Below are 26,405 nucleotides of genomic sequence, written 5' to 3'. Positions count from 1 at the left end.
GACGAACCTTAGTGGGTATCGGTTCCATCGAAAACATCGGGGAGACGCGCGTTACGTAATTTGATGAACTCGCAACCTGCCAAGGTGAGAGAATCCCGCGCTCGGCGGAGTTGTCCACAGGCGCGCGTCGTCTCACGGTGAGTCGACGGCCAGGCGCGTACGCTGACCGATGTGCGTTTGGGAGACAGCCTGCTGAAACTACTCGGTCTCTGCCTGCTCGCCGGTGTGCTCGTGGCCGGGATGCTGTTCCCGGTCATGGGGGCACTCGGGGTGGTGTCGAACCGAGCCAGTGACACGATCGACAGTGTGTCGGCCGACCTCGTCGCGACCGACCCACCGCTGATCACCACGATCACCGACAGCGCGGGGGCGCCGATCGCGTCGTTGTTCGACCAGTACCGGATCCCGGTCACCCCGGATCAGATCTCGCCGACCATGAAGGCGGCGCTGGTCTCCATCGAGGACCGCCGGTTCTACCAGCACAACGGTGTCGACTGGAAGGGCACCATCCGCGCGGCCGTGTCGAACCAGACCGGTGGCGACGTGCAGGGCGCTTCGACGCTCACGCAGCAGTACGTGAAGAACTACTTGATCAACGTGGTCAACCGGGGCAACAAGACCGAGCAGTCCAAAGCCCAGGAGCAGACCATCGCGCGCAAGCTGCGCGAGGCGCGGATCGCGATCCAGCTCGAACAGAAGATGAGCAAGGAAGAGATCCTCACCGGCTACCTCAACGTGGTCGAGTTCGCCTACGAGGTCTACGGCATCGGCGCGGCGTCGAGCGCCTATTTCGGCACCACGCCGGACAAGCTCTCGGTCGCCCAGGCCGCCCTGCTCGCGGGCGCGGTGAACAACCCGGTGCTCTACAACCCGTGGCGCAAGCCCACGGAGACGCTCGCCCGGCGCAACGTCGTGATCGACAAGATGGTCGAGAACGAGAAGCTCTCCCCCGACGCCGCCGAGGCCGCGAAGAAGGAAGACCTCGGGATCCTCCCCTCCCCGAAGAAGCCCGCCGCGAACTGCGTCGGCGCCGGGCCGGAGTACGGCTTCTACTGCCAGTACGTCTACGAGTACCTGCAGAAGCTCGGCTTCACCCAGGACCAGATCCAGACCGGCGGCTACACGATCAAGACGAGCTTCGACGCCCGCGCCACCCAGTTGGCGAAGGACGCCGCCGAGGCCGAAGTCCCCAAGACGACACCCGGTATCGCCAACACGATGGCCATCGTGCAGCCAGGCAAGGAGCGCCACCAAGTGGTGGCCCTGGTGGCCAACCGCGACTACGGGCTCGACGCGGCGAAGGGTCAGACCACCTACGGCTTGCCCAGCCGAGTGGCGAACAAGTTCGGCGCGGGCTCGATCTACAAGATCTTCACATCGGCCGCCTACCTGGAAAAAGGCGGCGGCATCATGAACCAGATCGACGTGCCGGCCACCCACAACTCCTCGGTGTTCGTCGGCGGCAGCCCGAAGAGCTGTCCCCGCACGGGTGCTCCGAATGATGGGGACACGCGGGTGTACTGCGTGAAGAACGCCGCGGACTACCCGTCGAAAATGACGTTGCAGGACGCGCTGGCCAAGTCCCCGAACACCGGTTTCGTCATCCTTGAAGAGCGTGTCGGCATGGGCCCGGTCGTCGACATGGCCAGCCGCCTCGGCCTGCGCGACACGATGGCGTCCAGCATGGGAGGCGTCGACCCGGACCCCACGCACAAGAGGGACGAGTACCGGCTGAGTCAGTCCGACTACTTCAAGCCCTCCGAGCGAAGCCCCGGCAAGGCGTCCTTCACCCTCGGCCCAGGCCCGTTGAGCACGGTCGAACTGGCCAACGTGGGTGCCACGATCATGAGCGGTGGCGTTTGGTGCCCGCCGACCCCGCTGATCGAGGTCCTCGACCGCAGCGGCAAGAAGGTCGAGGTCAACGAGCAGCCCTGCGAGCAGGCCGTGGCCGAACCGTTGGCGAACGGACTCGCCGTCGGACTGTCCAAGGACGACACCAGCGGTACCGCGAACCGGGCCGCGACCTCCGTGGGCTGGAACCGACCGATGATCGGCAAGACCGGCACCACCCAGGAGTACAAGTCGGCGGGCTTCCTCGGAGCCACCCCGCAGTACTCGGCGGCCGTCCTCACGTTCAACGACAGTCCGAAACCCCAGGGCATCTGCGACACCGACCCACCGCGCCTGTGCGGGACGGGCGGAAACATCTATGGCGGCAAGGTGCCCGCACGTACCTGGTTCCAGACGATGTCGAAGTACCTAGACGGGCAACCGGCCCTGCCGCTACCGGTGGCCGAGCCGCGCTACCTCGACGGCGGCCCCGAGATCAAGGTCCCGGACGTCATCGGCAAGTCCCAGGAAGAGGCGACGACCATCCTGCAGAACGCGGGCTACAAGGTCACCGCCACCGATCGCAACGACGCTCGCAAGAAGGGCACCGTCGTCGGCCAGTCCCCGCGCGGCGCGGCCCTGGCAGGCGAGACGATCACCATCTACGTCAGCACGGGCTACGTGCCGCCGCCCCAGACCTCCGACACACCAGCCCCGCCGTCGGAACCCCCGCCTGGTGGCGGTCCAGGCCAGCCGCCACCTCCGGGTGGCGGAACCGGGCCACCGGGCAATGGTGGGGGCAACGGTCCACCGATCACCATCGGACCGGTTGACCCATGACAGCACTGGGCCGCTATCCCGACGCGGGATAGCGGCCCAGTGTCATTTCCAGCCTTGTGAGGCATTCCCGCATCGCCTCGGCCGAGATCGCCCGCGCGAGGAATCTCCGCCGCAGTCCTACTCGCCCGGACCCAGCTGGGACCGCCCGGCGAACCGGCCGACCCGCCCAGCCCGCCCTGATCCACTGAGGCGGACTGGAACAAGCTGGGTCACTATCCCGGCGAGGAATAGCGGCCCAGTTTCGCTACGGACCCGCCGGCTGAGGGGACCGTGACGTCAGCCAACCGCGGTTACCCCAGCAACCCGCACATTTGCCGGAAGGCGGCCAACACCCAAATTCCGGGGAGGCGGAACAGTCAGCCAGTCAGCTTGGCCTTCACCGCTGCGGCGACGCGGCCGCCGTCGGCGCGGCCCGCGACCTTGGCGTTGGCGGCCTTCATGACCTGACCCATCTGCTTCGGGCCGGGCGCCGCACCCAGCTGCTCTGTGACTTCAGCCACAGCGCTGTCCACCAGGCCGGCGAGTTCGGCGTCGTCGAGCTGCTTGGGGAGGTAGGCGGCGAGCACCTCGGCCTCGTCGAGTTCGGCCTGGGCCGACTCGGCTCTACCTGCGCCCGCGAAGGCTTCCGCGGCTTCCTTGCGCTTCTTCAGTTCACGGGCCAGGACCTTCAGGACCTCATCGTCGGTGAGTTCCCTGGCCGAGTCGCCCGCGACCTCCTCTGTGGTGATCGCGGAGAGGGCCATCCGCAGGGAGGCCGTACGGGTCTTCTCGCGGCCCTTCATCGCGGCGGTCAGGTCCGCCTGCAACCGGTTCTTGAGCTCAGCCATGTCGAGAACCCTACTGGCCGCACAAACGCAATACCCGGCACGCACACCGCGCCACGTACCCTCGTTGGCGTGAGTGACCTAGCCACGACCCTGCGTCGCATCGCCGTCGGCACGACCGCCCTGGGCGCCGCCACCCTCGCGTACGCCGCGGGATACGAACGGACCCGCTGGACGCTGCGGGAGGCGACCCTGCCGGTCCTGGCCGAAGGCTCCCGCCCGCTGCGCGTGCTGCACATCTCCGACCTGCACATGATGCCCGGGCAGAAGTCGAAGCAGGCGTGGGTGGCCGAGCTGGACAGCCTCAACCCGGACTTGGTCGTCAACACCGGCGACAACCTCGCGCACAAGCAGGCCGTCCCCGCGGTGATCCGGGCGCTGAACCCGCTGCTCAACCGGCCTGGGCTGTTCGTCTTCGGGAGCAACGACTACTACGCGCCCAAGCCGAAGAACCCCGCGCGATACCTGTTCCCCTCGGACAAGCGCATCCACGGCATCTCGCTGCCGTGGCGGGACCTGCGCGCCGCCATGCTTGAGCGCGGCTGGCACGACCTCACCCACACCCGCACCCGCCTGACCGTCGACGGCCGCCTCATCGCCGCAGCCGGCGTCGACGACCCCCACCTCAAGCGCGACCGCTACGACGAGATCGCCGGCCGCCCGGACCGCACGGCCACCCTCCGGCTGGGCGTCACCCACTCCCCGGAGCCGCGCGTCCTCGACCGCTTCGCCGAGGACGGCTACGACCTCGTCCTGGCAGGGCACACCCACGGCGGCCAGCTCCGCATCCCCGGCTACGGCGCCCTGGTGACCAACTGCGAACTCGACCGCTCCCGGGCCCGCGGCTCGTCCCGCTGGGGCGCCCACACCTGGCTGCACGTGTCCGCCGGAATGGGCACTTCCCCTTACGCCCCAGTGCGTTTCGCCTGCCCACCGGAGGCAAGCTTGTTGACCCTGGTCCCCCGCACCACCAGCGGCGACCCGGCCCGCGAGGCCACAAGGGGAGCCCGATTCGGAGCCCGCGCGAAGGTTCGCTAGACTTCGTTCGTCGCACTCGGGGTGTGGCGCAGTTTGGTAGCGTGCTTCGTTCGGGACGAAGAGGTCGCAGGTTCAAATCCTGTCACCCCGACGCAAGAAATAGCAGGTCAGCCCCCGTCCACAGTAGATGTGGACGGGGGCTGATCTGCGTTCATGGCGGCTCTCGGGAGAAATCTGGGAGAAGATCTTGCCGTTCGACTCCCCCGCCCTCGATCACTTCATCGTGAGTAGGTAGTCGAGCACCTGAACCGGCGACGTCGGCCCCAGTGCCCGCCTGGCATCGAGCGCGGCTTCCCAGAGGCCCGTGAGATCTTCCATCAGGCGGTCCCGCATCAGCTGCGTCACGTGGGAGTACCGCGCCTGGACAGAGCCGTCCTGGTGGCCCATCCGCTCATCGGTGAGCGACTTCGGAACCCCCAGCTCGTCCATGAGCGTCTTGTGCGTGTGCCGCAGACCGTGCGGCGTCAGCCCACTTGCGATGGGCAGCCAGCATGCAGTCGCCCTGCCCGGCGCGTTCCTGCCGCGCACGGGTATTCCGGGCCACGGCTCCCCCAGGATCGGCACCGGCCGCGCTGGCCGCGGGGCCTTGCTCGGATACCACCCGGTGACCGCGGGCTTGAACAACCAGGTGGCGAACCCGGTGCGCCGCCAGTGCGCGGAGAGTTGCCCAGCCGGGCCGCCACGCACGTAGCCAAGTTCAGCAATGGCCAACTCAACATCGGTCCTCGTGGCGTTCTTGACCTTCTCCGGACGATTGAGCACGGCTGACACCGTGCCGGTGGAGACACCCGCCCGTCGCGCGACGTCGACCACGGTCGCTCCAACCTTGCGGACCGACCCGTTCGCGGCCCTATGGCCGCTGAAAACGTAGCTCCGTTCGTGGCAGGCGCATACCGGCGGCGAGTTTTCCGCCATCTGGCTCGCGTCACTTCTGGAGAAGCCTCATGAACGCTGAAAACACCCCTTCCCGCGGTCCCGCGTCGGTAGTGAGTGCGCTTCGCCTGTCGGAGGAGCGGGCCTGTGAGGGCTACCTGGCCGCCCGCAAAGCGATGGTCGTGACCGGAACCCGAGCCCTGTCGCTGGGCAGGTTGGTCGCGGAACAGCCGGAACGGGCGGACTACCGCGAAGCGTGGTTCGCCGCCCGGGCCACCCACACCGATGCACTCATCCGCACCGAGGTCGCTCACGAGCGGTGGTTGCGGGCGCAGCTGCGCACCGACGCCGCCTGGACCGCAGGCGCGGAGTTCAAAGACGCGGCCTGGCTGAACCGAATCATAGCGACATGTTCAGACTTGAAGGCGGACCTGACTATCGCGTGGGTCTTCTGCGACGCAGAGACCATGCACACCTATGTGCGCCATCGCGGGGCTGCTCGGGATTCCACCAAACTCGCCGATTGGGACACCTATATTGCGTCGATCGACCTAGATTTCCGCCCGTTGATCGAGCACCACGTAATCGATAACAGCGCATCCGGCCTACCACTGCAAAGCCAAGCACGTTCGTTCCTGGCGACGCTCGATCTCGGGCGCAGCGATTCAGAAGGGCGGGACCTTGCGGCTAGTCAAGGCTCTGATCAGTAACGAGACGGACGACGAGATCGGGTTTGAGGTCCTCGGATCGCTCTCACGGCTCGAACTAGCCACCTATGACCCCGGCGTGGCTGAGCTTTCGCAAGAGCAGCAACAGGCGGAAGTCCTGATTGCTCCATACCGGAGCAGCTTGCGGCCGATCCGCTTGCTACCGCTGCTCCCTAAGCTGCGTATGGTCCAACTTCTCTCTGCGGGCGTAGACGAGTGGGCAAGTCGCGTCCCGACCACCGTCAATCTCGTGGGCGCGCGCGGCGCGCACGCTGGGCCGGTGTCAGAGTGGGTCCTGTCAGCGATCCTTGCTCAACTCCGCGCGTGGCCTACGTTGGTGCGATTCCAAGATCAGGGCATCTGGGCGCATCGAAGGTTCGAAGCGGACACCCTTCAAGGGAAGAAGGCTTTGATTGTCGGCGCTGGCAGCATCGGCACACTTGTGGCACACCGCCTCGCAGCGTTCGGGGCCACAGCAACTCTTGTAGCGAAGAACGCCCGCCCGGGTGTTTACTCATCCGACGATCTTTTGAGCCTGCTTTCAGGACATCAGATCGTCGTCGTATGTGCACCTCTCACGACCGAGACCGACGGTTTGATTGACGCCAAGTTCCTTGCCGCCATGGACGACGGCGCCCTACTTGTCAATGTCGGACGCGGCCGGATTGTCGACACCAACGCGCTGGTAGATGAGCTGAATCGTGAGCGTATTCGTGCCGCGCTCGACGTGACGGAGCCCGAACCGCTGCCAGAGGGGCACCCACTTTGGCAGTGCCCTGGACTCCTGCTTAGCCCTCATTCAGCACGCACAGTGCCGGGGACAAATCGCCTGTGCTACGAGGTCGCAGCGCGCCACATCGAAGAATTCTTGAGTTCCGAATCATAGGCAAACGTCAGTCCTGCCCACTGAACAGATTTTGCGGCGGCGGGTCCGGTTCAGGGACCGGAGACGGTGCGCAAATCGAGAGACCTGCATATTTGCCATCGACTCTCAGCAAAGAGTGGTCTCTCGTGTAGAGCGTGGGGCACTGCCAGGCGATGGCGGTAGCCAGGACGGTCGCGTCCGGCCCCTTCAGTTTGTGTGCGTTGGCCAGGATGCCCGCCTCACGAGCGAGTCGCTCGCTGAGCTCAGCTACGAGAAATCCGCAGTCGCGTAACCAGAGCCGAACGTGCTTGATGCGCGCGGCCCGTTCTTCAGCACCGCCTTCGTCACCGTTGATAACGCCACAGCCCGGCACCTCGGCGAGCACCACCGCGGGAAGAAGGACGGTGTGCTCATCGTTGTGCTTCTCGAATATCCAGCGCGCACGAGCCGCGGACTCACGATCGTTGCCGGTGAGGAAGTCGACGATGACGCAGGAGTCGACCACGACCTTGGGCAGCCTGTTAGTCACGCTGGCGTCTCACCCACTCCACCGCGTCGAGCCCGTCCGTCCAAGTGGTCCCGAGGATGCCCGCAACGTCATCGAGAGTCACAGCGGCGCGGGAACTCTCGATCACCTCGATTCCCTCAGCGTTGACGGTGGTGACCTGATCGTCGGCATCCCGGTGCACGCGACCCCAGATCTCGACCTCGTAGTCGAGCGCGGCGCGGATGTCAGACTGGAGTCGATGCGGAAAGGTCACCTCGACGCTCGCTCCAGTTCGGTAGTCCTTGATTCCAGCGCTCCGCTTGCTTGGGCTGTTGTTGTACCGGTAAAGCGTGCCCCGCACCGATCCGAGGGACACGGGCAGAGGCATGATGCTGTTCTTGGCATGTTGGGCGATTGCGCCATCGATCATGTGGATGCTCTTGCCAATGCGCAGCCGGATCGCCTTCACTCCACGACGTGTGGCAACGCGCTCCAAGTCGATGAGGCCAGCGACGGCCTCAGCGCTCCAGCAGCGCGGGATGCCATCCCCGTTGGCGAGGAAATCCACTCCGTCGTGGAAGGCTTCCGCGCGCGCCTGGTCGACGCGTACAGCGATGACCGCACTGCCAATCTTCAGCTCGGTAAGGTTCAGTTCCGCAGGATTCACGCCAGAGATGTGCCGCAAGATCTTTTCGACGGCGAGGATCGTGTCGGCGACCGCGCGGGGGTCGATACCACCATGCGGCCCGTCAAGTTCGATCCGGATCTCGTTCGTCATGGGTCGTTGGCACCTCCCCGGCTCTCCTCATGATGCGCGATGCCCCGACGTAGCGTCGGATGCTGAAGCGCTCCGTTACACGATCTAACGATCGAACCCAAGTGGGATGTACCCCGTTTGGGTGACGTTCACATCATGACTTGCCTGAGTCCTCGCTGGATAGGTCTCGGGACGGCACCGCAACAGCGAACTACGGCTGAACCAGCAGCGGCCTGGTTCAGCCGTAGTTGTTCAGCCCTTCGGCGCGACATGCCCGCCGATCACGGCAAGCAGCAGCGTCCCTTGGGGTAAGCGCAGTTCGGCGCACCAACCCACCCGACGCAAGCCCACGCCGATGCTCCCGGGTTTGGCCGAACGCTGCGGGTTTCAAACCCGCAGTGCTGACCAAACCCGCACCCAAACCCGCACAGTGTTTGCGCTGGTCAACTGGCCTGTTCGAGCGATGTTGCGGGTTTGCGGGTTTGTTTTCAGGTCTGAAGGTGGTGATGTTGTCTGCTTGTTCGACGACAGTCGAGGCCGCCCCGACCATGCACGAGGGGCGCAGGACGATGCTGGGAGAATTCTGGGAGAAATACCCCCGAAACGCGCCTTTGGCAGCCGATGTGGACCAACAACGCCCAACGGCCTGACCAGCGTGTTTCCCTCCCGATCCAGGTCAGGAGCGGTGCCGAACCTTATTCGGGACGAAGAGGTCGCAGGTTCAAATCCTGTCACCCCGACGCACATCAGGCCGGTTCGCATTACGCGAACCGGCCTGATTTCGTCTGTGGCTCACCCAGCTGTTTGGCCAGGTGGCTGCCTAGATACGCGAAGGCCGCACCTGCGTCGCAGGTGCGGCCTTCGCTGACTGGTTACGCGCGGTTGATCTGCATCTGCGGGATGGCCTTGGGGGTGGCCAGCTCGTTGGTGACCATCGGTTGCGACGGCGGGTAGATGTAGAACGTCCCGACGACGTCCACGACGATGTCGACCTTGCCGGTGTTGTTGTAGATGTTGAAGCGGTTGCCGGGGCCGATCAACGTCTGCACCGCGTTCGGCACGATCGATCCGGCGGTCGGGTTCAGGTTGGACGTGCCGGGCCTGCCCACCCCCGACAAGCCCGCGGGCCAGACCGTCACGTACGTCGACTCGGTCGGGAGGACCGCTGTGACGTTGGTGGCCAGCGCGTAGGTGTCGTCGTTGGCTACGGCGTCGGCGTCGATCGTGGCCGTGGCGCCGGTGCCGAGCGCCGACGACCAGCCCTGGCCGGTGCGGGTGTCGGTGATGCGGGTGGGCACGTTCGGCTCGAAGCGCAGGCCGTTGGACAGGGTGCCGTCGTCGTAGAAGCCGACGATGTCGACGATGATGTGGCTGTCGTTGTTCGTGTACACCCCGATCCTGGGCGTGTCTGTCGCCCCGCCACAGTCGGCGCCGCAGCGTGAGACGGGGACGATCGCGAAGTTCGGCACCGACCGCCCCGCGCCGAAGTTCAGGGTCGACGTGTTCGGCATCTGTTCGTCGATGCCGTTCCAGGCGGTGAGGAAGCCGGGCCCGCGGGAGTCGGTCGAGGTGATGTTGACCGCGAGAGCGCGGACCTGCCCGTTGACGGACCCGCCGAACGACGCGTACGAGTAGATGTAGTGGTCGGCCGGAATCCGGCCCTGTCCCCATTCGCGGGTGTCGGTCAGGCGCACCGGACTGCGCAACGGCTGGTACTGACCGCCGATCGCGGCGCCGTAGGGCTGGGGCTTGGAGTAGTAGCCGATGACGTCCACGATGACGTGGGCGGCCGCGCCGCCGTTGTACAGGTTGATCGCACCGTCCGCGCCCAGCTTGACCGTGACCGAGTTCGCCCCGGTCCAGCCGTGCGTGAAGTTCAGCGACGACACCGTGGGCCGCGGCACGCCGGTCGGGTAGACCGAGAGGAAGCCGGAGCCGTACGAGTCGGTGACGGTCACGTTGAGCACGACCGTCGATGCCGCCGCGTCCACACCCGCGCCCGTCAACCGCAGGGGCAGGGTCTGACCGGAGTTCAGCCTGCCCTGCGGCTTGCCCGAGCGGGTGTCGAGGATGCGGAAGGACTTGAGGGAGTGGTAGGTGCCCCGGGCGGTGCGGTAGCCCTCCACCGACAGCCCGCGCGTGATCCTGCCCGCGAAGGTGTCGTTGGCCAGCGCCAGCACCGCGCTCTGCTGCCCGACAGCGGTGGCGAAGGGGATGACGGTGAGCTCGCAGACCTGGCCGTAGGACAGGGTCTGCCCGGTGCAGCCGTTCGCGGTGATCCGGAACGCGTCCGGGTTGGCACCTTCCAACGTCGCCGCACCGAAGGTGGTGGGGAGGGTGCCGTTCACCTCGACCTTGACCTGCTGCGGCGTGCCTGCCTCACCGACCGGCTGGGACCAGAAGCCCAGCGGGTAGTCCCAGGCGTCCGCGGTGCGGTAGTCGAGGCTGGACTTGAACCGGATCTCGCCCTTGACGAGTCCGTTGCTGTTGGGGCACTGAAGTGAGTAGTCGGCGGCGAACGCCGTGAACTGCCCGGTGGCGTCGTCGTAAACGGCCTCCAGGACGTTCACCGTGCCGGTCGCGCCACACTCGTAGTGGTTGGACACGTTGATCACCGTCGTGGTGTCCGAGGTGTTGAACGCCGAGATGGCCGGGTAGGACTGCCCGGCGACGAACCGCGTGCCGTTCGGCGGTGACACGTTGAGGTTGGTAGTCACCTTGTAGTCGTTGGTGTAACCGGCCATCGCCAGCGCATACCCGTTGGAGGTCTGCTGGTAGGTGTGGAGGATGTTCCGCGACGCCTCGAAGGAGAACGTCCCGTTGCCCTCGACACCCCATCCGTCGAAGTGTGCGGTGTACGCCGTGTGCGGCGCGATGGGCGGACCTTCGGCGACGGCGGTGGGCGCGAGGCCCACCAGTCCCGCCGCCATGATGAGCACTGTGCCGGCGCAGGCGCCGACACCACGAAGAGTGCGCACTCTTCCCCCAGATTGTTTGCTGAATAGGTGCCCCCGAACCGGGGGGAACGATATACGAGGGGGCAGGTCGCCGGCTGCGGATAAACACCGAACGTTCAAGGCTGTGCGTCATGACCGACTCCGACATGTCCGCTCTGCGGAAGCGAGCCGAAGCGGGTGACGCGGACGCGCTCGACGAACTGGTCGAACTCGCCGGCGAGCGCGGCGACCTCGACGAGCTGCGGCGGCTCGCCGGTCAGGGCAACTCCGACGCAACCGACCTGCTGATCGAACTCGCCGCTGAGAACGGGGACCTGAACGAGCTGCGGCGGCTCGCCGACAACGGCAGCCCCGACGCCACCGATCAGCTGATCGAGCTCGCCACCGAGTTGGGAGACCTGGGCGAACTGCGACGGCTCGCCGACAAGGGCAATTCCACCGCCGCCGAGCAGCTTCAGGAACTCACCGGCGAGTGACGAGATCAGGCCCAGTCCGGGCCTGATCTCGTGCACGAACTACAAAGCCGCCCGCAGATGTGAGGCGAAAGCACTTGCCGAGGCCGTGAGCCAGGCGTCCACCGAGGCCAGGTTCACGTTGCGGGCCAAGCGGTGTTCCTTGCCTCGCCGGACGTCGACCATCAGGGCGGTTCCGCCGGGAACCAAGTCGTCCATGCAGATCTGGAGGATTCGCAGAGCCGCGTGGGCCGCGTCCCTTTCCAGGGGTTGTTCCTTGAAGTGGAACATGATCACCTGGTCCCCCGCCGACGACCGGACCGCCAGGTGCGGGACCACCGACAGGTCCACGTCCCCCACCCGCAAAGCGCTTGCCCCGCAGCGGATCGGCACCGCCCGCGCCTTGGACCACCAGCCCACGAATCCGTCGGCGATCTCGGCGAACGCGCGAGGCTGGCCGGTCAACTCGGCCTGGTCCACCGCCCGCGCCAGGACCGATAGGTCTCCTACCGACACGGCTACCCGGATCGCGTCGAGGATGGGGCGGTAGAACTGGACGTCGCCTGCCACCAACTGGGCGGCGACGATCTCCGTTCGCCTGCGCCTGCCGCTCGTCGCGTACTCCGCGAACGATGTCGTGCTGATCATCGTGGCTCCCCTCGTTTCCCTTGCCTACCAAGGAAAACTACCCGAGGGGTACGACAATTCAGGCCAGCAGATCGCGGCCGTTCTCGGTCACCGAGATGGCCATCGCGGGGCACGATTCGGCCGCTTCGAGGACGTCGTCGTCGGGCTCCACCTCGGGGGAGTTCGCGACGGCGCTGACGCCCTCCAGGGTGAAGTGGTCAGGGGCGATGCCCGCGCACAGACCGGAGGCCATGCACGCCCCCGCGTTCACTTCCAGTTTCCAGGTCACTGATCCAACATAAGCCCAAAGGCGGCCGTGAACTACTTCTCCCGGAAGGTGTTCACGACGTCTCGCAGCGCGGGCTCGCTCGCGGCCCGGCGGTCGGCGAGGGTCCAGGTGAGGATCTGGTGGTAGGCGCGCTCGCCTTCGACCACCGTGCACCAATACACGACGGCCATGTCCTCGAACGAGCCGTGGATTTCGTACCGCACGGCCGGGTGGCCGCCGAGGGTGGTGTCGACCGGCTGCCCGACGACCGCCCCGGACAGCTCGGTCAGGGAGATCTCCGCGGTCTCCTCGTAGTCGGCGAAGTCCTTGAAATCAGCCTTGTCGTCGCTGATCACCATGAGGTAGCGCTCCTGGAAGACCTGTCCCAGGGCGAGCACGCTGCCGGGGAGCCGGTATTCCTCGGGCAGCTCGACCCACCGTTCGGGCACCGTCATGGCGCTGCGGCCGTCCTCGGCCGTCACCGTCTTCGTCGCGCGGTCCAGGTCGGCCGCGGAGGCGGCCGGGCGCTCGGGGGTGCGAGTGGTCTCGACGACCAGCCACGTCACGGCCGCGAGCATCGCCACCACCAGCACGGACAGCAAGGCCCACAGCTTGACTGGCTTCTTGCGCGGTGGCTCCGGCGCGCGCGGGGCTAAGTGAACCGGCGCGAACTGACCCTGCCAGGGTTCTGACATCGCGGCTCCCCACCAGCGCATCGGACGACGTCCAGGCTACCCGCCTGGCAGGATCGGACCTGTGACCAACCATCCTGTCGCCGAGGTCCCCGACCGCCTGTTCGCCGATGACGAAGCCGAGCAGCGGTGGCGCGCGCGGTTCCACGCCGCGCGGCTCTCGCTGCCCAGTTGGGCCAGGGACGCCCCCGACCGCAACGTCTATGTCTCCAACGCCAGTGGTGTCTGGGAGGTCTACGCCTGGGACCGGGCCACCGACACCCACCGCCAGGTCACCGACCGCCCCAACGGCACCCTGCACGCCGAGGTGGCCCCGGACGGCCGGCACATCTGGTGGTTCGCCGACACCGACGGCGACGAGTTCGGCGGCTGGGTGCGGGAGCCGTTCGCCGGTCTCCCGAGCGGCACCAAACCGGTCCCCGCGGTCGCCGGGACCAAGGACGGTTACCCGGCGGGCGTCGAGATCGGCCGCGAGGTCGCCGTGGTGGGTGTCGCGGACGACGACGGCACGACGATCTTCCTGGCCCGCGGCGACGCCGACGCCGAGGTGATCTACCGCGACGAGCACGACGGCGGCGTCTCGGCGCTGTCGTTCGACGAGCGGCTGGTCGCGATCGCGCACTCCGAGCACGGCGACAACCGCCACCCGGCGCTGCGGGTGCTGTCGGTGGCCGACGGGTCGACGGTGGCGGAGAAGTGGGACGGCAAGGGCAAGGGCCTCGACGGCATCGCGTTCTGCCCGGTCGCGGGCGACCCGAGGCTGCTGGTCTCGCATGAGCGCCGGGGCCGCGAGGAGCTGCTGATCTGGGATGTCGAGGCCGACACCGAGCAGGAGCTCACCATCGACCTGCCCGGCGAGGTCACCGCCGCGTGGTTCACCGACGGCACCGCTCTGCTGGTCGCGCACACGCACGAGGCCCGCGATTCCCTGCACCGCTACGACATCGCCACCGGCACTTTGTCCACTTTGGACACTCCGAAGGGCACGATCGGTTCCGCGAGCCCGCGCCCGGACGGCACGGTCGAGTACTCGTGGTCCAGTGCCGCCGAGCCGACGGTCGTGCGCGCGCTGTTCACCGATGGCACCGAGCGCGTCCTGCTCGCCGCCCCGGGCGACACCGCGCCGCACTCGGTGAAGCTCGAAGACGTCTTCGTGGAGACCGAGGACGGCCGCGTCCACGCCCTCGTCTCCCGCCCGCAGGACGCCCCGGACGGCCCACTGCCCACGGTGTTCAGCCTCCACGGCGGCCCGCACGCCGCCGACGAGGACCGCTTCTCCGCCTACCGCGCCCTCTGGCTCGACGCCGGGTTCGCCGTCGTGCACGTCAACTACCGCGGCTCCACCGGCTACGGCTCCGCCTGGCGCGACGCCATCGAGGGCAGGCCCGGCCTGACCGAGTTGGCCGACGTCGCCGCCGTGCACGCCTGGGCGGTCGAGTCCGGTCTCGCCGACCCCGCCCGCTGCGTGGTCAACGGCGCTTCCTGGGGCGGCTACCTGAGCCTGCTCGCCCTCGGCACCCAGCCGGAGCTGTGGGCCGCGGGGGTCGCCGGTGTACCGGTGGCCGACTACCTGGCCGCCTACGAGGACGAGATGGAGCCGCTACGCGCGTTCGACCGCGCCCTGTTCGGCGGTTCACCCGACGAGGTGCACGACCGCTACGTCGAGTGCTCCCCGATCACCTACGTCGACAACGTGCGGGTGCCGGTGCTGGTGGTGGCGGGCGAGAACGACCCGCGCTGCCCGATCCGGCAGATCGATAACTACCTCGACCGCCTCGCCGAGCGCGAGGTCCCGTACGAGGTCTACCGCTACGACGCGGGCCACGGCTCGCTGGTGGTGGCCGAGACGATCAAGCAGTCGCTGATCGAGGTGTACTTCGCGCTGAAGGCGCTCAAGCTGCGCTGATCAGGAGTGCGCCAGGGCGAACTCGACGACCTGCAGGCCAATGGTCCGCAGGTTCGTCGAGACCTGCGGGTCGCCGCACTCACCGGACTCGTCGAACAGCAACTCGGCCGAGTTCACCGCGACACCCAGCGGGGTCGGCCAGCCGCGCAGCGAGTGGACGACCGAGCGCAGGGCGGTCAGCGTGGTCACCGAGGCCTGCCAGCCGGACGCGGTGGCCACGCAGCCCACGGCGCGGCCGTGCAGGTAGGGGCGAGCGTCCCCGCGGAGGTCTTCGACGTAGTCCAGGGCGTTCTTGACCAGTCCGGACACCGTCCCGTGGTAGCCGGGCGAGACCAGCACGACCCCGTCGGCCTCGCGCAACTCCTCGACCAGCCGCATGGCGGCCGGGGAGCGCTCGGGGACGGCCGGGTCGTAGAACGGGAGCACCAGGTCCGCCCCGGACAGGATCGTCGTCTTCGCCCCTGCCTCCGCCGCCCCGGCCAGCGCGACCCGCAGGGCGCGCTCCGACTGGGAGTCCGCGCGCAGCGACCCACCGATTCCGACCACCGAGACCGTCACGCTCCCCATCCTTCCACCCGACTGACGGGTGACCAGCGGCCTACCGGCGGGTAACGTCCAGCTTCGAGTCGAGGAGGCTTGATGTCAAAGCTTATGAACAACGTCCCCCCGCGCGTCCAGGCCGCGACCGTCCGGGCGACCTACGCCCTGCCGAAGGCAGTGCGGCGGCTCCTCGCGGGCGCCCCGATTCGCATTGACGGCCAGGAATTGGCGCTCGATGCCCAGCTCCTGCTGGTCTTGGAGAAGCTCGCCGGGTACAAGCTCGCCGACGGCACGCCCGTGGAGGCGCGCAAGCGACTGGAGGCCTCCAAGGCGCTGGTGAGTGGGCCCCCGATCGAGCCGGTCGCTGTGCGCGGTCTCACCATCGAGAACGACATCCCGGCCCGCTTCTACACCCCCGACGGCATCGGCGACGACGCTCCGCTGCTGGTTTTCTACCACGGTGGCGGCTGGGTGGTCGGCACCCTCGACTCCCACGACAACCTCTGCCGCTTCCTCGCCATCGAGGCGGGCGTGAAGGTCCTGTCCGTCGACTACCGCCTGGCCCCGGAACACCGGTTCCCCGCCGCCGCGGACGACGCCCTGGCGGCCTTCCACTGGGCCGTGAAGAACGCCGCCGAACTGGGCATCGACCCCGAGCGGATCGCCGTCGGCGGCGACAGCGCGGGCGGCAACCTGGCCGCCGTCACCGCGCACCAGGCCGTGCGGGCAGGCGGCCCCAAGCCGGTATTCCAGCTGCTGTTCTACCCCGCCGTGGACGCCTCGGTCCGCCGCAAATCCCGGGAGCTGTTCGCCGAGGGCTTCTTCCTCACCAGCGACGACATGGACTGGTTCAGCGACCACTACTGCCCGGACCTCGCCGAGCGGTCGGACCCCCGGTTCTCCGTCCTGCTGGCCGAAGACCTGACGGCCATGCCCCCGGCCTACGTCGCCACGGCGGGCTTCGACCCGCTGCGCGACGAAGGCGAGGCCTACGCCGAGAAGCTGAAGGAGTCCGGCGTCGCGGTGATCGCCCGGCGGCACCCGGATCTGATCCACGGCTACGCCACGTTCCTCGGGGTGGGGACCAGGTTCAAGGAAGCGACGATGGAGGCGGCGACCACGCTGAAGGCAGCGCTCGCCCTGACCTGAGCCCGGCCCGAGCCCGGCCGAAATTCGGTTGCCTAGACCAACCGAAAGAGGTCGGATGAACCCATGCAGCAGTACCGCCGGACGCTCGGCCTGCCCGGTGTCCGCACGCTGATGATCGTCATGCTCTTCGCGCGGATCCCGGTCTCGGCCGCGGCGATCGTGCTGATGCTGCATGTCGCCGTCGGCATGGACCGGGGGTACGGCCAGGCCGGTCTCGTCGGCGCCTCGGCGACGATCGGGATCGCGCTCGGCTCGCCGATCATGGGCCGGGTGGTCGACCGCTACGGCCTGCGCAGGCTGCTGATGATCGTCACCGTCGGCGAGACGGCGTTCTGGGCGTCGGCGCCGTTCATGGACTACAAGACGCTGCTCATCCTGGCGTTCTTCGGCGGCTTCTCGGTGATCCCCGCGATGTCGATCGGCCGCCAGGCGATCGCCGCGGTGGTGACCGGCGACCTGCGGCGCACCGCGTACTCGCTCGACTCGGTCTCGACCGAGCTGACATTCATGATCGGCCCCGCGGCGGCGGTCGCCCTCGCGACGCAGAAGTCGACCGAGTGGACGCTGACGGCGATGGCGGTCGCCGTGTTTCTCAGCGGCTCGCTGCTGTTCCTGATCAACCCCAAGATGCGGGCCGACCACGAAGAGGTCGCGGGCGGGCGACGGCTGCCGCGCCGGGAATGGCTGACCCCGCGGCTGGTCGGCGTGCTGGCCGTCGGCGCGGGCGCGATCTTCGTGCTCGCCGGAATCGATGTCGCCGTAGTGGCCGCGCTGCGCGAGACGGGCCAGCTTGAGTGGACCGGCCTGGTCATCGCGATCACCTGTGTCGCCTCAGCCGTCGGCGGTGTCGTCTACGGAACGCTGCGCAAGCCCTTCGAGCAGTTTGTCCTCATGGGACTGATGAGCCTGTTCATCCTGCCCGTCGGCTTCGCGTCGGGTCAGTGGTGGCCGCTGTTCGCACTGGCGTTGATCCCGGCGACCGCGCTGTGCGCACCGACGCTGGCCGCCACGAACGAGAAGGTGAGCAGCCTGGCTCCGGCGTCGATGCGCGGGGTCGCGACGGGGTTGCAGAGTTCGGCCTTCACCCTTGGCGCCGCGGCGGGAACTCCCCTGGTTGGCTTCGTTGTCGATCATGGTTCACCCGCTTGGGGATTCGCCGTCGTGGGGGCCGGTGGACTGATCGTGGCGGGTGTCGCGGCGGCTACCTGGCGTTTTCACGAAAAGGTGAATGTCGGTTCCTGGCAAGAGGAACCGTCGGAGCTGTGCTTACGATCGGCTAGCCCGGGCAACGACTGAGTCGTACGACTGAACGCACTTCGGATCTTCAACTCGTAACAGGGGAAGTGAGCCGAATGTTCAGGAAATTGGCCATTGGTTTGGCCGCCGCTGCCACCGGTCTGGTGGGCCTCGGCGTGCCGTCGGCCGCCGCTGAACCAACCGAGACGTGCAGTGAATCGATCGACAGCTTGAAGGCCAACCTGGCCGCGCTGAGTGAAGAAGCGCAGGCCGAGACGCCGGATCTCGCGACGACCACAGACCTCGTCACGTCGTTCCGGACTCTCGTGACCACGCTGCAGACCGACGAGTGCCTGCCGGAGGTGCCACCGGGCGAGGGCGTGGAGCTCGACTCCTGTCACGAGGCCACCGCGAAGCTACTGTCCCATTTGTACAGTGCGATCGCGTTGGTGACCTCGGCTGAGGCCAATGCCGCCGCCGTGGGCGCCGAGGCCGAGGGCGCAGCCAAGGCGCTCGACAAGTTGACCGAGGGCGAGTGCGTGAAGGACGAGGCTCCGCCGGAGGAGCCGCCTGCGCCGCCGGTCGAGGAGCCCGCACCGCCGGTTGAAGAGCCCGCACCGCCGGTCGAGGAACCCGCACCCCCGGTTGAAGAGCCCGCACCGCCGGTCGAGGAACCCGCACCCCCGGTTGAAGAGCCCGCACCGCCCGTTGAGGAACCCGCACCGCCGGTCGAGGAACCCGCACCGCCCGTTGAGGAACCCGCACCGCCGGTCGAGGAACCCGCACCGCCCGTTGAGGAACCCGCACCGCCGGTCGAGGAACCCGCACCGCCCGTTGAGGAACCCGCACCGCCCGTTGAAGAGCCCGCACCGCCCGTTGAAGAGCCCGCACCGCCGGTCGAGCTGCCGGAGCCCGTACCAGGCCCCCAGCGGCCCTGATCAGCACCGATCGGCACTGATTCAGCACTGATCAATCCGGGTGAGCTGGGAGTCGCACAGATCAGCCGGAAACGACACTGATCGGCGCTGCTTGGCACTGACGAAGCGCAGGCCATCGCCCATGGCGGTGGCCTGCGCTTGCTTGTCAGATCAGCAGGTAGCCGAGTCGGAATTCCTGCTTGTAGCCCTCGCAGTCGGAGTGGATCGAGTCGAAGTGGCCGCCGCTGTACGTGCAGCGGTACAGCGAGGCCGACTTCGCGCCCTCCGGGGGCGCGGTGAAGATGTAGCCGAGCAGGCCGATCACCTTGTGGCCCTCGCAGCCGCCGCTCTGGTCGGCCGACGTGAAGTGGTCCTCCGAGGCGTTCTGCTTGCAGGAGTACAGCTTCTTGGTGCCTGCCGTCGGCTTCGCGGACAGCGCGCCGAGGGGGAATTCGCGACTGTAGCCGGCGGGCGCGGGGTAGGCCGGGGTGGTGAGGACGTGCCAGCCGGTCGGGTGGTTGTAGCGGGTGACCGTGATGCGCGTCCACGTCGGCGGCGGCGTGGTCGTGGGGCCCGCCGAGACCCCCGTGGTCGGCTTGGGCGGGACGGGCTGGCCCGGCGAAGCCGTCGTGGGCTTGACCGAGCCGGAAGCCGCGGGCCCCGAAGACGGTGCGCCTGATTCGCTGCTGCTCGGCGGCGCGGTGGAGGAACTGGGCGCGCCGGAAGAGGACGTCGGGGTCTCCGTCAGCGTGGCGGGCGGGGTCGACGACTGGGTCTGCTTGTCCACGACCGGCATCGCCGTCGGGGTGCCCTCATCCCCGGGGACGAGCACGAAGACCGCCACCAGCGCGGCGACGACGACCGCCGCCGCCCCCGCCAGGAGCGCGGGCACCTTGCGGCTGGCGCCCTTCTTCTCGTCCCACGGGTCGTCGCTCACCCACGCCGGGGCCGCGGGGGCCACGGGCGCCACAGTGTCCATCACGTTCTCGCGGGTCGAGCGCCGCGGGGCGACGACCGCCATGGTGGGGCCTGCGACGAGTTCGGTGGACTCGGCGACCGGGGCGACAAGTTCGGTGGAGCCGTCCGGGGCGGCGACCGGCGCGAACGTGACGGTCGCGTCCGTGTCCGCGGGCGCGCCGAGCAGAGCGGCGGCCCTGGTGCCGGTGAGCCGCTGCGCCGGGTCCTGGCTCAACAGGCCGTTGAGCAGGGAGCTGAGGGGCTCGCCGCAGCGGCTGGGCTGGGGACGCTCGGTGAGGATGGCGTGCATGGTGGCGGCCGTGGTGGTCCGCGTGAACGGCGCTTTGCCCTCGACCGCGTGGAAGAGGGTCGCGCCGAGCGACCACAGGTCGGACGCGGGCGCGGGCTGCGCCCCGGCGAACAGCTCCGGCGCCATGTAGCCCGGGGAGCCCATGATGCCGCCGGTCGCGGTGAGGCTCGGGTCGTCGACGCCGCGGGCGATGCCGAAGTCGGCGAGCTTCACCCGGTCGCCGGGCAGCACCATGATGTTGCTCGGCTTGACGTCGCGGTGCACGATCCCCGCGTCGTGCGCGCTCTTCAGCGCGCCGAGCACCTGGCGGGCGATCGTCACGACCCTGGCCTCGGCCAGCGGGCCCGCGGCGATGAGGTCAGCGAGCGTAGGGGCCTGGACCAGTTCCATGACCAGGTAGGCGAAGCCCTGGTCGAACGACACGTCGTACACGGTGACGATCGCGGGGTCGTTGAGCCCGCCCGCCGTCCGCGCCTCGCGCAGGACACGTTCCTGGAAGACCGCGGGGTCGTGGCCGGGCGGGAACGGCAGCTCCTTGAGCGCGACCCGCCTGCCGATGACCCGATCCTCAGCGAGCCAGACGACACCCATGCCGCCGCGGCCCAGTTCCCCAAGTAGTGCGTAGCGCCCGGCGACCAGTCTCGGCTCGGCCATGAGTTCCCCCTCCGCGCTGTCCGCGCGACAGCCTACGAAAGGGAGATGAGGGCGATCCTGCCGGGTCGCGATCTCACCACCCGCGACGGTTACACCGTTCGGGCAGGTTGCGGCGGGTGGGAAGGACCGTTGTCATGGGTCGATGATCAGCAACAGGCTGCCCGCCCGGATGCGGGCCTTGGCGATGGAGTTGAAGGTCCTTCGGGCGCAGTCCGGCCTGAACACCCAGAAAGCGGCCGCGCGCATCGGAACCTCCACTGCGACGCTGAATCGCACGGAGAAAGCGAAGCGGATATCGCACATCACGGATGTCGCGGCACTGCTGGCGGTCTATGGGGTGACCGGGCCGAAAAGGACGTGGCTGCTGGAATTGGCGGAGAACCTGAACGCCCGGGAATGGCTGGAGACCGGCGACCGGCTGCCCCACTTGCTACCCGCATTGGCGGGCTTCGAGGCTGAGGCGGACGTGCTCGTGAACTTCGCGCACTCGATCGTTCCTGGTCTCCTGCAAACACCTGCCTACGCCCGGGCACTCCATGCCTCGGAGGACATCACCGGAACTGATCAAGAGGCGATGGTGGCGGCACGCCTCGAACGCCAGAAGGTGTTGATGAGTCCAAATGGCCCAAAGTACGTGGCCATCCTCGATGAAGCCGTTTTGCGCAGGCCATATGGCGGATCGGAGGTAATGGCCCAGCAGATCCACTGGCTGATCGGGAGAGCGCGCATGCCTAACCTGAACATCCTCGTGATCCCGTTCCGGCACGGCGGATATCCCAACCCCGGGATGTTCTCCCTGTTTGAGTTCCGATCGACCCCTCCGATCGTCTACGTCGAGACCGAAGCAGTATCCGGGTTCCTGGATGCCCCTGAAGAGATCAAGAAGTTCCAGGGCAGGGCAGCTAAGCTCGTGAAGGTCGCGTTGGGGTCCGCCGATACGGTGAACTTCCTGACCAGGATGGCGGCCGATTACGAACGGAGCTGAAACGGCATGCGCACAGAGTGGCGGAAATCGACCTTCAGCGGTGCCGGTCAAGCCGACTGTGTGGAGATCGCCTACTCAGCCACCGTGCGTGTCCGGGACTCCAAGAACCCCACCGGCGGCACGCTCAGCTTCCCCGCGAGCGCTTGGGCCCCCGCACGTCTGACCTGCTCCGAATGGCCCAACGCCGTGCGCCCGACCGCTCTCGCGTGACTCCACTCGTCTAGTCTTCCCGCGCCGGACGCGTTCGCAGCCGGCACTGGGGGCCGGCTCGGGGACGGCCGTGGTCAATTGGAGTTTGCTTTCATGTCCTTGTTCCGCCATGCCCGGGTGACGGCCGCCGCGTGCGCCGTGGCCGCGGGAATGCTGGTCACCGCACCAGCCCACGCCCAACCGGTCGAGCCCGATCCCGCACCGTCGTCGGTGTCGGCCGAGCCCTCGGCCCCGGTGTCGGAGCCCGCGCCGGAGCCGTCGTCCGCCGCGCCGAGCGCGCCCGCCGAGTCGGTGGCGCCACCGCAGCAGAAGCCCGCAGACCAGGCCGATGCCAACCCTGTGCAGCCGTTCGCGGTGGAGGTCACTCTCGACAAGACCTCGTACCAGACCGGTGAGCCGATCAAGGGCACCCTCAAGATCACCAACACGACGGCGGGCCCGCTCAAGGCATCGGCCTACCCGATCGCTCCCGAGAGCACCATCACCCTGCACTACCAGAGCCGGAGCAAGATCGAAGCCGGTGTCCAGCTCGACGCGGGCCAGAGCCACACCCATGAGCTCGAAGGCGTCGTGGGCGACCCGAACGCCACTACCGCCGTCCTCACGGGGTGGGTCCAGTCCGGCGACTTCAGCCACCGATCGACCTCGTTCACAATGACCGCCGCGCTGAAACAGGTCCACGGGAAGATCGCGGGTGTCGTCTACCTCGACAAGAACGGCAACGAGAAGATCGACGCCGGTGAGGTCGCGGCAGACGCCACCGTGACAGCAGACAACAGCCTCGTCCAAAATGGGCGGCTGACAGTCAAGACCGACGCCGAGGGTCGATTCACCTTCGATCGACTCGCTCCCGTCCCGCACTCGGTGTTTCCGGAGGTCGGCGACTGGACGTTCCGGTACACGGCCGTGCAGGTCGACCTGTCCGACGGCAACATGGATCTCAAGCTGCGCGGCGTCCGCCCGTTCAACGAGGGTCTGACCGCGTCGGTCAAGTTCAAGCAGGACAGCTACAAACCAGGCGGCACCGCCGAACTCGTCGTCACTCTGACGAACACTGGCACGGTTCCGATGGTCGGCATCAACGTGGCCTGCAACCGCAGCGGCGAAGGCCCTGGGCTGCAGGGGACGGGCCCCGGCTGGGGTGATTTCCCTTGGGACCGCAAGGGCGTCAGCATCGCACCGGGCAAGACCGAGACGTTCGAGGTCAGCGAGATCATCCCGGTTGCCTATGGGGACTACGGCGTCGTGGTCGCCGAGTGCGACTTCGGCTGGGACGGCCGAAACAACGCTGAGGCCGGCGACAGCGCCCGCCTCATCACCGACGCCACCGGCACCGTGCGCACCGTCGCATTCCAGGACGGCAACGGCAACGGCTGGTCGGACGAAGGCGAGACCATCGAGGGCGTCGACGTGCAGCTGGTCGACCCGGACACCGCCAAGGTCGTGGCGAGCGCGCGCACCAATGGCAAGGGCGTCGCCGAGTTCAAGGACACGCCCGCCGGGATCTACCTCGCGGACGTCAACGGACCGTGGACCGTGTTCAACCCCGAGGGATACCGAGTCCTGGTGAAGGGCAATGGCTGCTGGTATTCCTGCGACTTCGAGGTCGAGTTGAAGCCGGGTGTCGACGCTGATCCCACGCCGAACCCAGTGACGACCGTGCCCACCGCGCCCCCGGCGGCTCCTGCTCCGCAGGCGCGGTCCGGAAACCTGCCGGACACCGGCGCGAACGTGGTCTGGCTGTCTGTCGGCGGCCTGACCACCCTGCTCGCCGGGGCCGTGTTCCTGATCGCCGCCAACCGCAGGCGCGCCAAGGCAAACTGAACCACCTGAGACAGACAGGCGGGCCGCGACGGAATTCTCCGTCGCGGCCCGCTGGTCTGTGTCGAAGGCTTAGCGCTTGGCCAGCTGCTCCGCGATCTCGTAGGTGTTGAGCGCGGCGCCCTTGCGCAGGTTGTCACCGCAGACGAAGAAGTCCAGGGTGTTCGGGAAGTCCAACGCCTGGCGGATGCGTCCGACGTAGGTCGGGTCGCCGCCCACCACGTCGGCCGGGGTCGGGAACTGGCCCTTCTCCGGGTCGTCCACCAGCACCACCGACGGCTGCGCCGAGAAGATCCCCCGGGCCTGCTCGACCGTCACCGGGCGGGCGAACCGCGCGTGGACGGCGAGCGAGTGCGTGGTGACCACGGGCACGCGGACGCAGGTGGCCGAGACCTTCAGGTCCTCGATGCCGAGGATCTTGCGGGACTCGTTGCGGACCTTCAGCTCCTCGCTGGCCCAGCCGTCCTCCTTGAGCGAGCCCGCCCACGGGATGACGTTCAGCGCGAGCGGCGCCGGGAAGGGCGAGCCCTCCTGCGACAGGCCCGCGGCGGCAAGGGCCTCGCGGACGTCGCCCGCCCGGCCGCCCAGGTCCTTGCCCGCCACGGCGGCGTACTCGGCCTGGAGGCGGTCGATTCCGTCCTGCCCGGCGCCCGAAGCCGCCTGGTAGGAGGCGACCACGAGTTCCCGCAGCTCGAACTCGCGGTGCAGCGCGCCGATGGCGGCCATCATCGACAGGGTGGTGCAGTTCGGGTTGGCGATGATGCCCCGGGGGCGGTCGGCGATCTTGTCGCTGTTGACCTCCGGCACCACCAGCGGCACATCGGCGTCCATCCGGAACGCCCCGGAGTTGTCGACGGCGACCGCGCCACGGGAAGCGGCGATCGGGGCCCACTGGGCCGAGACCTCGTCGGGAACGTCGAACATGGCGACGTCGACGCCGTCGAAGACCTCCGGCGCCAAGGCGATCACCGTCAGCTCCTCGCCGCGCACGGTGAGCTTCTTGCCCGCCGACCGCGGCGACGCGATCAGCCGGACCTCACCCCACGGCCATTCCTTGCGGCCGTTCATGATGTCGATCATCACGGTGCCCACGGCGCCCGTGGCGCCCACGAGGGCCAGCGTCGGCTTGGTCATCGTCCAGTCCCCCCATACACGACGGCCTGCTCGTCGCCGCCGAGGTCGAACGCCTCGTGGATCGCGCGCACAGCCTCGTCGAGCTGCGTGTCGCGGATCAGGACCGAGATCCGGATCTCCGAGGTGTTGATGATCTCGATGTTCACGCCCGCCTTGGACAGCGCCTCACAGAAGGTCGCCGTGACGCCCGGGTGCGACCGCATCCCGGCGCCGACCAGCGAGACCTTGCCGATGTGGTCGTCGTAGAGCACCGCGGAGAAGCCCAGCTCCTCGCGGATCTTCTCCAGCGCCGCCACGGCCGTGGGGCCGTTGCTCTTGGACAGGGTGAAGGTGATGTCGGTCTTGCCGGACGCGGTGCTGGACACGTTCTGCAGCACCATGTCGATGTCGATCTCGCTGTCGGCCACGGTCCGGAAGATCCGGGCGGCCACACCGGCGTGGTCCGGCACGCCGGTCACGGTGACCTTCGCCTCGGACCGGTCGTGCGCGACGCCGGTGATCATCGCCTGTTCCACGGTCAAGTCCTCCATTGATCCGGCGACGATCGTGCCGGACTTTGTGCTGTACGACGAGCGGACATGGATCGGGACGCCATAGCGGCGCGCGTACTCGACGCAGCGCAGCATGAGCACCTTGGCTCCACCCGCCGCCATCTCGAGCATCTCCTCATAGGTGACGCGGTCGAGGCGCTTCGCGTCGGGCACGATGCGCGGGTCGGCGGTGTAGACCCCGTCGACGTCCGTGTAGATCTCGCAGACGTCGGCGTTGAGCGCCGCCGCGAGAGCGACCGCTGTGGTGTCCGAACCACCGCGGCCCAGAGTGGTGATGTCCTTGGTGTCCTGGCTGACGCCCTGGAAGCCGGCGACGAGGACGATGTAGCCCTCGTCGAGCGCGGCCTGCACGCGGCCGGGGGTGACGTCGATGATCCGGGCCTTGCCGTGGACCGACGTGGTGATCACACCCGCCTGGGAACCGGAGAACGACCTGGCCTCGGCGCCGAGCGCGCTGATCGCCATCGCAACGAGCGAGTTGGAGATCCGCTCACCCGCGGTGAGCAGCATGTCCATCTCGCGCTCCGGCGGGACCGGATTCACCTGTTTGGCCAGGTCAAGGAGTTCGTCGGTGGTGTCACCCATCGCGGAGCAGACCACCACGACGTCGTTCCCCGCTTTGCGCGTCGCGACGATCCGCTCGGCGACCCGTTTGATCCGGTCGGCGTTCTCCAGCGAGGATCCGCCGTACTTCTGGACGACGAGCGCCACTGCGTGCAACCTCCTCAGGCCCGCGGGCGGGCGGCCGAGGCCGCCTCGCTTATCGCAGGAGAGCCTACCTGCGCACCGGCTTCGTCCCGAGGTGCTCTGTGTCTCCC

At 67.9% G+C, this 26,405-nt stretch carries 24 protein-coding genes and 1 tRNA gene; 13 read left to right on the top strand and 12 right to left on the bottom strand.

The features are described from left to right. The first annotated feature begins 171 nt into the window (after nucleotides 1–171). Entirely contained in the window at nucleotides 172–2,670 is a 2,499-nt protein-coding gene (locus GPZ80_RS07260; protein WP_187219355.1) for a transglycosylase domain-containing protein, read from the top strand. 356 nt (nucleotides 2,671–3,026) lie between these two features. On the opposite strand, the gene GPZ80_RS07255 is transcribed toward GPZ80_RS07260, so the two are convergent. Next, the gene (locus GPZ80_RS07255; protein ID WP_187219354.1) at nucleotides 3,027–3,497 is read right to left on the bottom strand and encodes a GatB/YqeY domain-containing protein; all 471 of its coding nucleotides are present in this window, start codon (nucleotides 3,495–3,497) and stop codon (nucleotides 3,027–3,029) included. A gap of 69 nt (nucleotides 3,498–3,566) precedes the next feature. Here GPZ80_RS07255 and GPZ80_RS07250 point away from each other — a divergent pair, with 69 nt between their 5' ends. Together GPZ80_RS07250 and GPZ80_RS07245 are read left to right on the top strand one after the other, a co-directional pair. Continuing rightward, nucleotides 3,567–4,532 carry a metallophosphoesterase gene (locus GPZ80_RS07250; RefSeq protein WP_376771652.1) on the top strand — a complete coding sequence of 322 codons (966 nt, stop codon included), beginning with the start codon at nucleotides 3,567–3,569 and terminating at the stop codon, nucleotides 4,530–4,532. A 17-nt stretch (nucleotides 4,533–4,549) separates the two neighbouring features. After that, nucleotides 4,550–4,623 (top strand) — tRNA-Pro (locus tag GPZ80_RS07245). A gap of 122 nt (nucleotides 4,624–4,745) precedes the next feature. On the opposite strand, the gene GPZ80_RS07240 is transcribed toward GPZ80_RS07245, so the two are convergent. Then, nucleotides 4,746–5,345 carry a LacI family DNA-binding transcriptional regulator gene (locus GPZ80_RS07240; protein ID WP_312880177.1) on the bottom strand — a complete coding sequence of 200 codons (600 nt, stop codon included), beginning with the start codon at nucleotides 5,343–5,345 and terminating at the stop codon, nucleotides 4,746–4,748. A 131-nt stretch (nucleotides 5,346–5,476) separates the two neighbouring features. Here GPZ80_RS07240 and GPZ80_RS07235 point away from each other — a divergent pair, with 131 nt between their 5' ends. Both GPZ80_RS07235 and GPZ80_RS07230 read left to right on the top strand, forming a co-directional pair. Beyond that, nucleotides 5,477–6,115 carry a hypothetical protein gene (locus tag GPZ80_RS07235; RefSeq protein WP_187219350.1) on the top strand — a complete coding sequence of 213 codons (639 nt, stop codon included), beginning with the start codon at nucleotides 5,477–5,479 and terminating at the stop codon, nucleotides 6,113–6,115. Beyond that, nucleotides 6,087–6,998 (top strand): NAD(P)-dependent oxidoreductase, encoded by a 912-nt coding sequence (locus GPZ80_RS07230; RefSeq protein ID WP_246476850.1) that lies wholly within the window; start codon nucleotides 6,087–6,089, stop codon nucleotides 6,996–6,998. The genes GPZ80_RS07235 and GPZ80_RS07230 overlap by 29 nt, the downstream gene beginning before the upstream one ends. 7 nt (nucleotides 6,999–7,005) lie before the next feature. On the opposite strand, the gene GPZ80_RS07225 is transcribed toward GPZ80_RS07230, so the two are convergent. From GPZ80_RS07225 to GPZ80_RS07215, 3 genes are all read right to left on the bottom strand, one after another. Then, a complete protein-coding gene (locus tag GPZ80_RS07225; RefSeq protein WP_187219348.1) occupies nucleotides 7,006–7,506 on the bottom strand; it encodes a type II toxin-antitoxin system VapC family toxin in 501 nt (166 codons plus the stop codon). Further along, a complete protein-coding gene (locus GPZ80_RS07220) occupies nucleotides 7,499–8,242 on the bottom strand; it encodes a hypothetical protein (RefSeq protein ID WP_187219347.1) in 744 nt (247 codons plus the stop codon). The genes GPZ80_RS07225 and GPZ80_RS07220 overlap by 8 nt, the downstream gene beginning before the upstream one ends. 851 nt (nucleotides 8,243–9,093) lie before the next feature. After that, a complete protein-coding gene (locus GPZ80_RS07215; RefSeq protein WP_187219345.1) occupies nucleotides 9,094–11,151 on the bottom strand; it encodes a hypothetical protein in 2,058 nt (685 codons plus the stop codon). A 158-nt stretch (nucleotides 11,152–11,309) separates the two neighbouring features. Between GPZ80_RS07215 and GPZ80_RS07210 the strand changes: the two genes are divergently transcribed. Beyond that, nucleotides 11,310–11,654, top strand: a complete 345-nt coding sequence (locus GPZ80_RS07210) for a hypothetical protein (protein WP_187219343.1) — start codon at nucleotides 11,310–11,312, stop codon at nucleotides 11,652–11,654. Nucleotides 11,655–11,693: 39 nt separating this feature from the next. Here the strand turns inward: GPZ80_RS07210 and GPZ80_RS07205 are convergent, their stop codons facing one another. Genes GPZ80_RS07205 through GPZ80_RS07195 form a run of 3 tightly spaced genes read right to left on the bottom strand, consistent with a single transcriptional unit; the run spans nucleotide 11,694 to nucleotide 13,220 of the window. Beyond that, complete coding sequence (locus tag GPZ80_RS07205; protein WP_187219341.1) at nucleotides 11,694–12,278, bottom strand: hypothetical protein; 585 nt, start codon at nucleotides 12,276–12,278, stop codon at nucleotides 11,694–11,696. A 58-nt stretch (nucleotides 12,279–12,336) separates the two neighbouring features. Continuing rightward, the gene (locus GPZ80_RS07200; RefSeq protein ID WP_187219339.1) at nucleotides 12,337–12,546 is read right to left on the bottom strand and encodes a ferredoxin; all 210 of its coding nucleotides are present in this window, start codon (nucleotides 12,544–12,546) and stop codon (nucleotides 12,337–12,339) included. Nucleotides 12,547–12,578: 32 nt separating this feature from the next. Then, nucleotides 12,579–13,220: a hypothetical protein gene (locus tag GPZ80_RS07195; protein ID WP_187219337.1), complete on the bottom strand. Its 642-nt coding sequence runs from the start codon at nucleotides 13,218–13,220 to the stop codon at nucleotides 12,579–12,581. Nucleotides 13,221–13,281: 61 nt separating this feature from the next. Between GPZ80_RS07195 and GPZ80_RS07190 the strand changes: the two genes are divergently transcribed. Next, nucleotides 13,282–15,123, top strand: a complete 1,842-nt coding sequence (locus GPZ80_RS07190; protein ID WP_187219335.1) for a S9 family peptidase — start codon at nucleotides 13,282–13,284, stop codon at nucleotides 15,121–15,123. Here the strand turns inward: GPZ80_RS07190 and GPZ80_RS07185 are convergent, their stop codons facing one another. Beyond that, entirely contained in the window at nucleotides 15,124–15,681 is a 558-nt protein-coding gene (locus GPZ80_RS07185) for an NADPH-dependent FMN reductase (RefSeq protein WP_187219333.1), read from the bottom strand. It lies immediately after the preceding gene. An 81-nt stretch (nucleotides 15,682–15,762) separates the two neighbouring features. On the opposite strand from GPZ80_RS07185, the gene GPZ80_RS07180 reads away from it, so the two are divergent. From GPZ80_RS07180 to GPZ80_RS07170, 3 genes are all read left to right on the top strand, one after another. Further along, on the top strand, nucleotides 15,763–16,812 hold the full coding sequence (locus GPZ80_RS07180) for an alpha/beta hydrolase (RefSeq protein ID WP_187219332.1): 1,050 nt from the start codon (nucleotides 15,763–15,765) through the stop codon (nucleotides 16,810–16,812). A 63-nt stretch (nucleotides 16,813–16,875) separates the two neighbouring features. Continuing rightward, on the top strand, nucleotides 16,876–18,108 hold the full coding sequence (locus tag GPZ80_RS07175; protein ID WP_187219330.1) for an MFS transporter: 1,233 nt from the start codon (nucleotides 16,876–16,878) through the stop codon (nucleotides 18,106–18,108). Between the two features lie 56 nt (nucleotides 18,109–18,164). Continuing rightward, complete coding sequence (locus GPZ80_RS07170; protein ID WP_187219328.1) at nucleotides 18,165–18,986, top strand: hypothetical protein; 822 nt, start codon at nucleotides 18,165–18,167, stop codon at nucleotides 18,984–18,986. A 145-nt stretch (nucleotides 18,987–19,131) separates the two neighbouring features. Here the strand turns inward: GPZ80_RS07170 and GPZ80_RS07165 are convergent, their stop codons facing one another. Beyond that, nucleotides 19,132–20,886 carry a serine/threonine-protein kinase gene (locus GPZ80_RS07165; RefSeq protein WP_187219326.1) on the bottom strand — a complete coding sequence of 585 codons (1,755 nt, stop codon included), beginning with the start codon at nucleotides 20,884–20,886 and terminating at the stop codon, nucleotides 19,132–19,134. A 142-nt stretch (nucleotides 20,887–21,028) separates the two neighbouring features. Here GPZ80_RS07165 and GPZ80_RS07160 point away from each other — a divergent pair, with 142 nt between their 5' ends. From GPZ80_RS07160 to GPZ80_RS07150, 3 genes are all read left to right on the top strand, one after another. Next, nucleotides 21,029–21,871 carry a helix-turn-helix domain-containing protein gene (locus tag GPZ80_RS07160; RefSeq protein ID WP_187219324.1) on the top strand — a complete coding sequence of 281 codons (843 nt, stop codon included), beginning with the start codon at nucleotides 21,029–21,031 and terminating at the stop codon, nucleotides 21,869–21,871. A 6-nt stretch (nucleotides 21,872–21,877) separates the two neighbouring features. Beyond that, on the top strand, nucleotides 21,878–22,081 hold the full coding sequence (locus tag GPZ80_RS07155) for a DUF397 domain-containing protein (RefSeq protein ID WP_187219322.1): 204 nt from the start codon (nucleotides 21,878–21,880) through the stop codon (nucleotides 22,079–22,081). Between the two features lie 93 nt (nucleotides 22,082–22,174). After that, nucleotides 22,175–23,905, top strand: a complete 1,731-nt coding sequence (locus tag GPZ80_RS07150; RefSeq protein ID WP_187219320.1) for an LPXTG cell wall anchor domain-containing protein — start codon at nucleotides 22,175–22,177, stop codon at nucleotides 23,903–23,905. A gap of 69 nt (nucleotides 23,906–23,974) precedes the next feature. Here the strand turns inward: GPZ80_RS07150 and GPZ80_RS07145 are convergent, their stop codons facing one another. Both GPZ80_RS07145 and GPZ80_RS07140 read right to left on the bottom strand, forming a co-directional pair. Next, on the bottom strand, nucleotides 23,975–25,036 hold the full coding sequence (locus GPZ80_RS07145; protein WP_187219318.1) for an aspartate-semialdehyde dehydrogenase: 1,062 nt from the start codon (nucleotides 25,034–25,036) through the stop codon (nucleotides 23,975–23,977). Continuing rightward, nucleotides 25,033–26,298 carry an aspartate kinase gene (locus tag GPZ80_RS07140; RefSeq protein WP_091380180.1) on the bottom strand — a complete coding sequence of 422 codons (1,266 nt, stop codon included), beginning with the start codon at nucleotides 26,296–26,298 and terminating at the stop codon, nucleotides 25,033–25,035. Before GPZ80_RS07140 ends, GPZ80_RS07145 begins: the two co-directional genes overlap by 4 nt. Nucleotides 26,299–26,405: the final 107 nt, after the last annotated feature.

Source organism: Actinokineospora xionganensis (assembly GCF_014323725.1).
Classification (GTDB): Bacteria; Actinomycetota; Actinomycetes; order Mycobacteriales; family Pseudonocardiaceae; genus Actinokineospora; species Actinokineospora xionganensis.
This window is presented reverse-complemented; position numbering and strand designations above follow the sequence as displayed.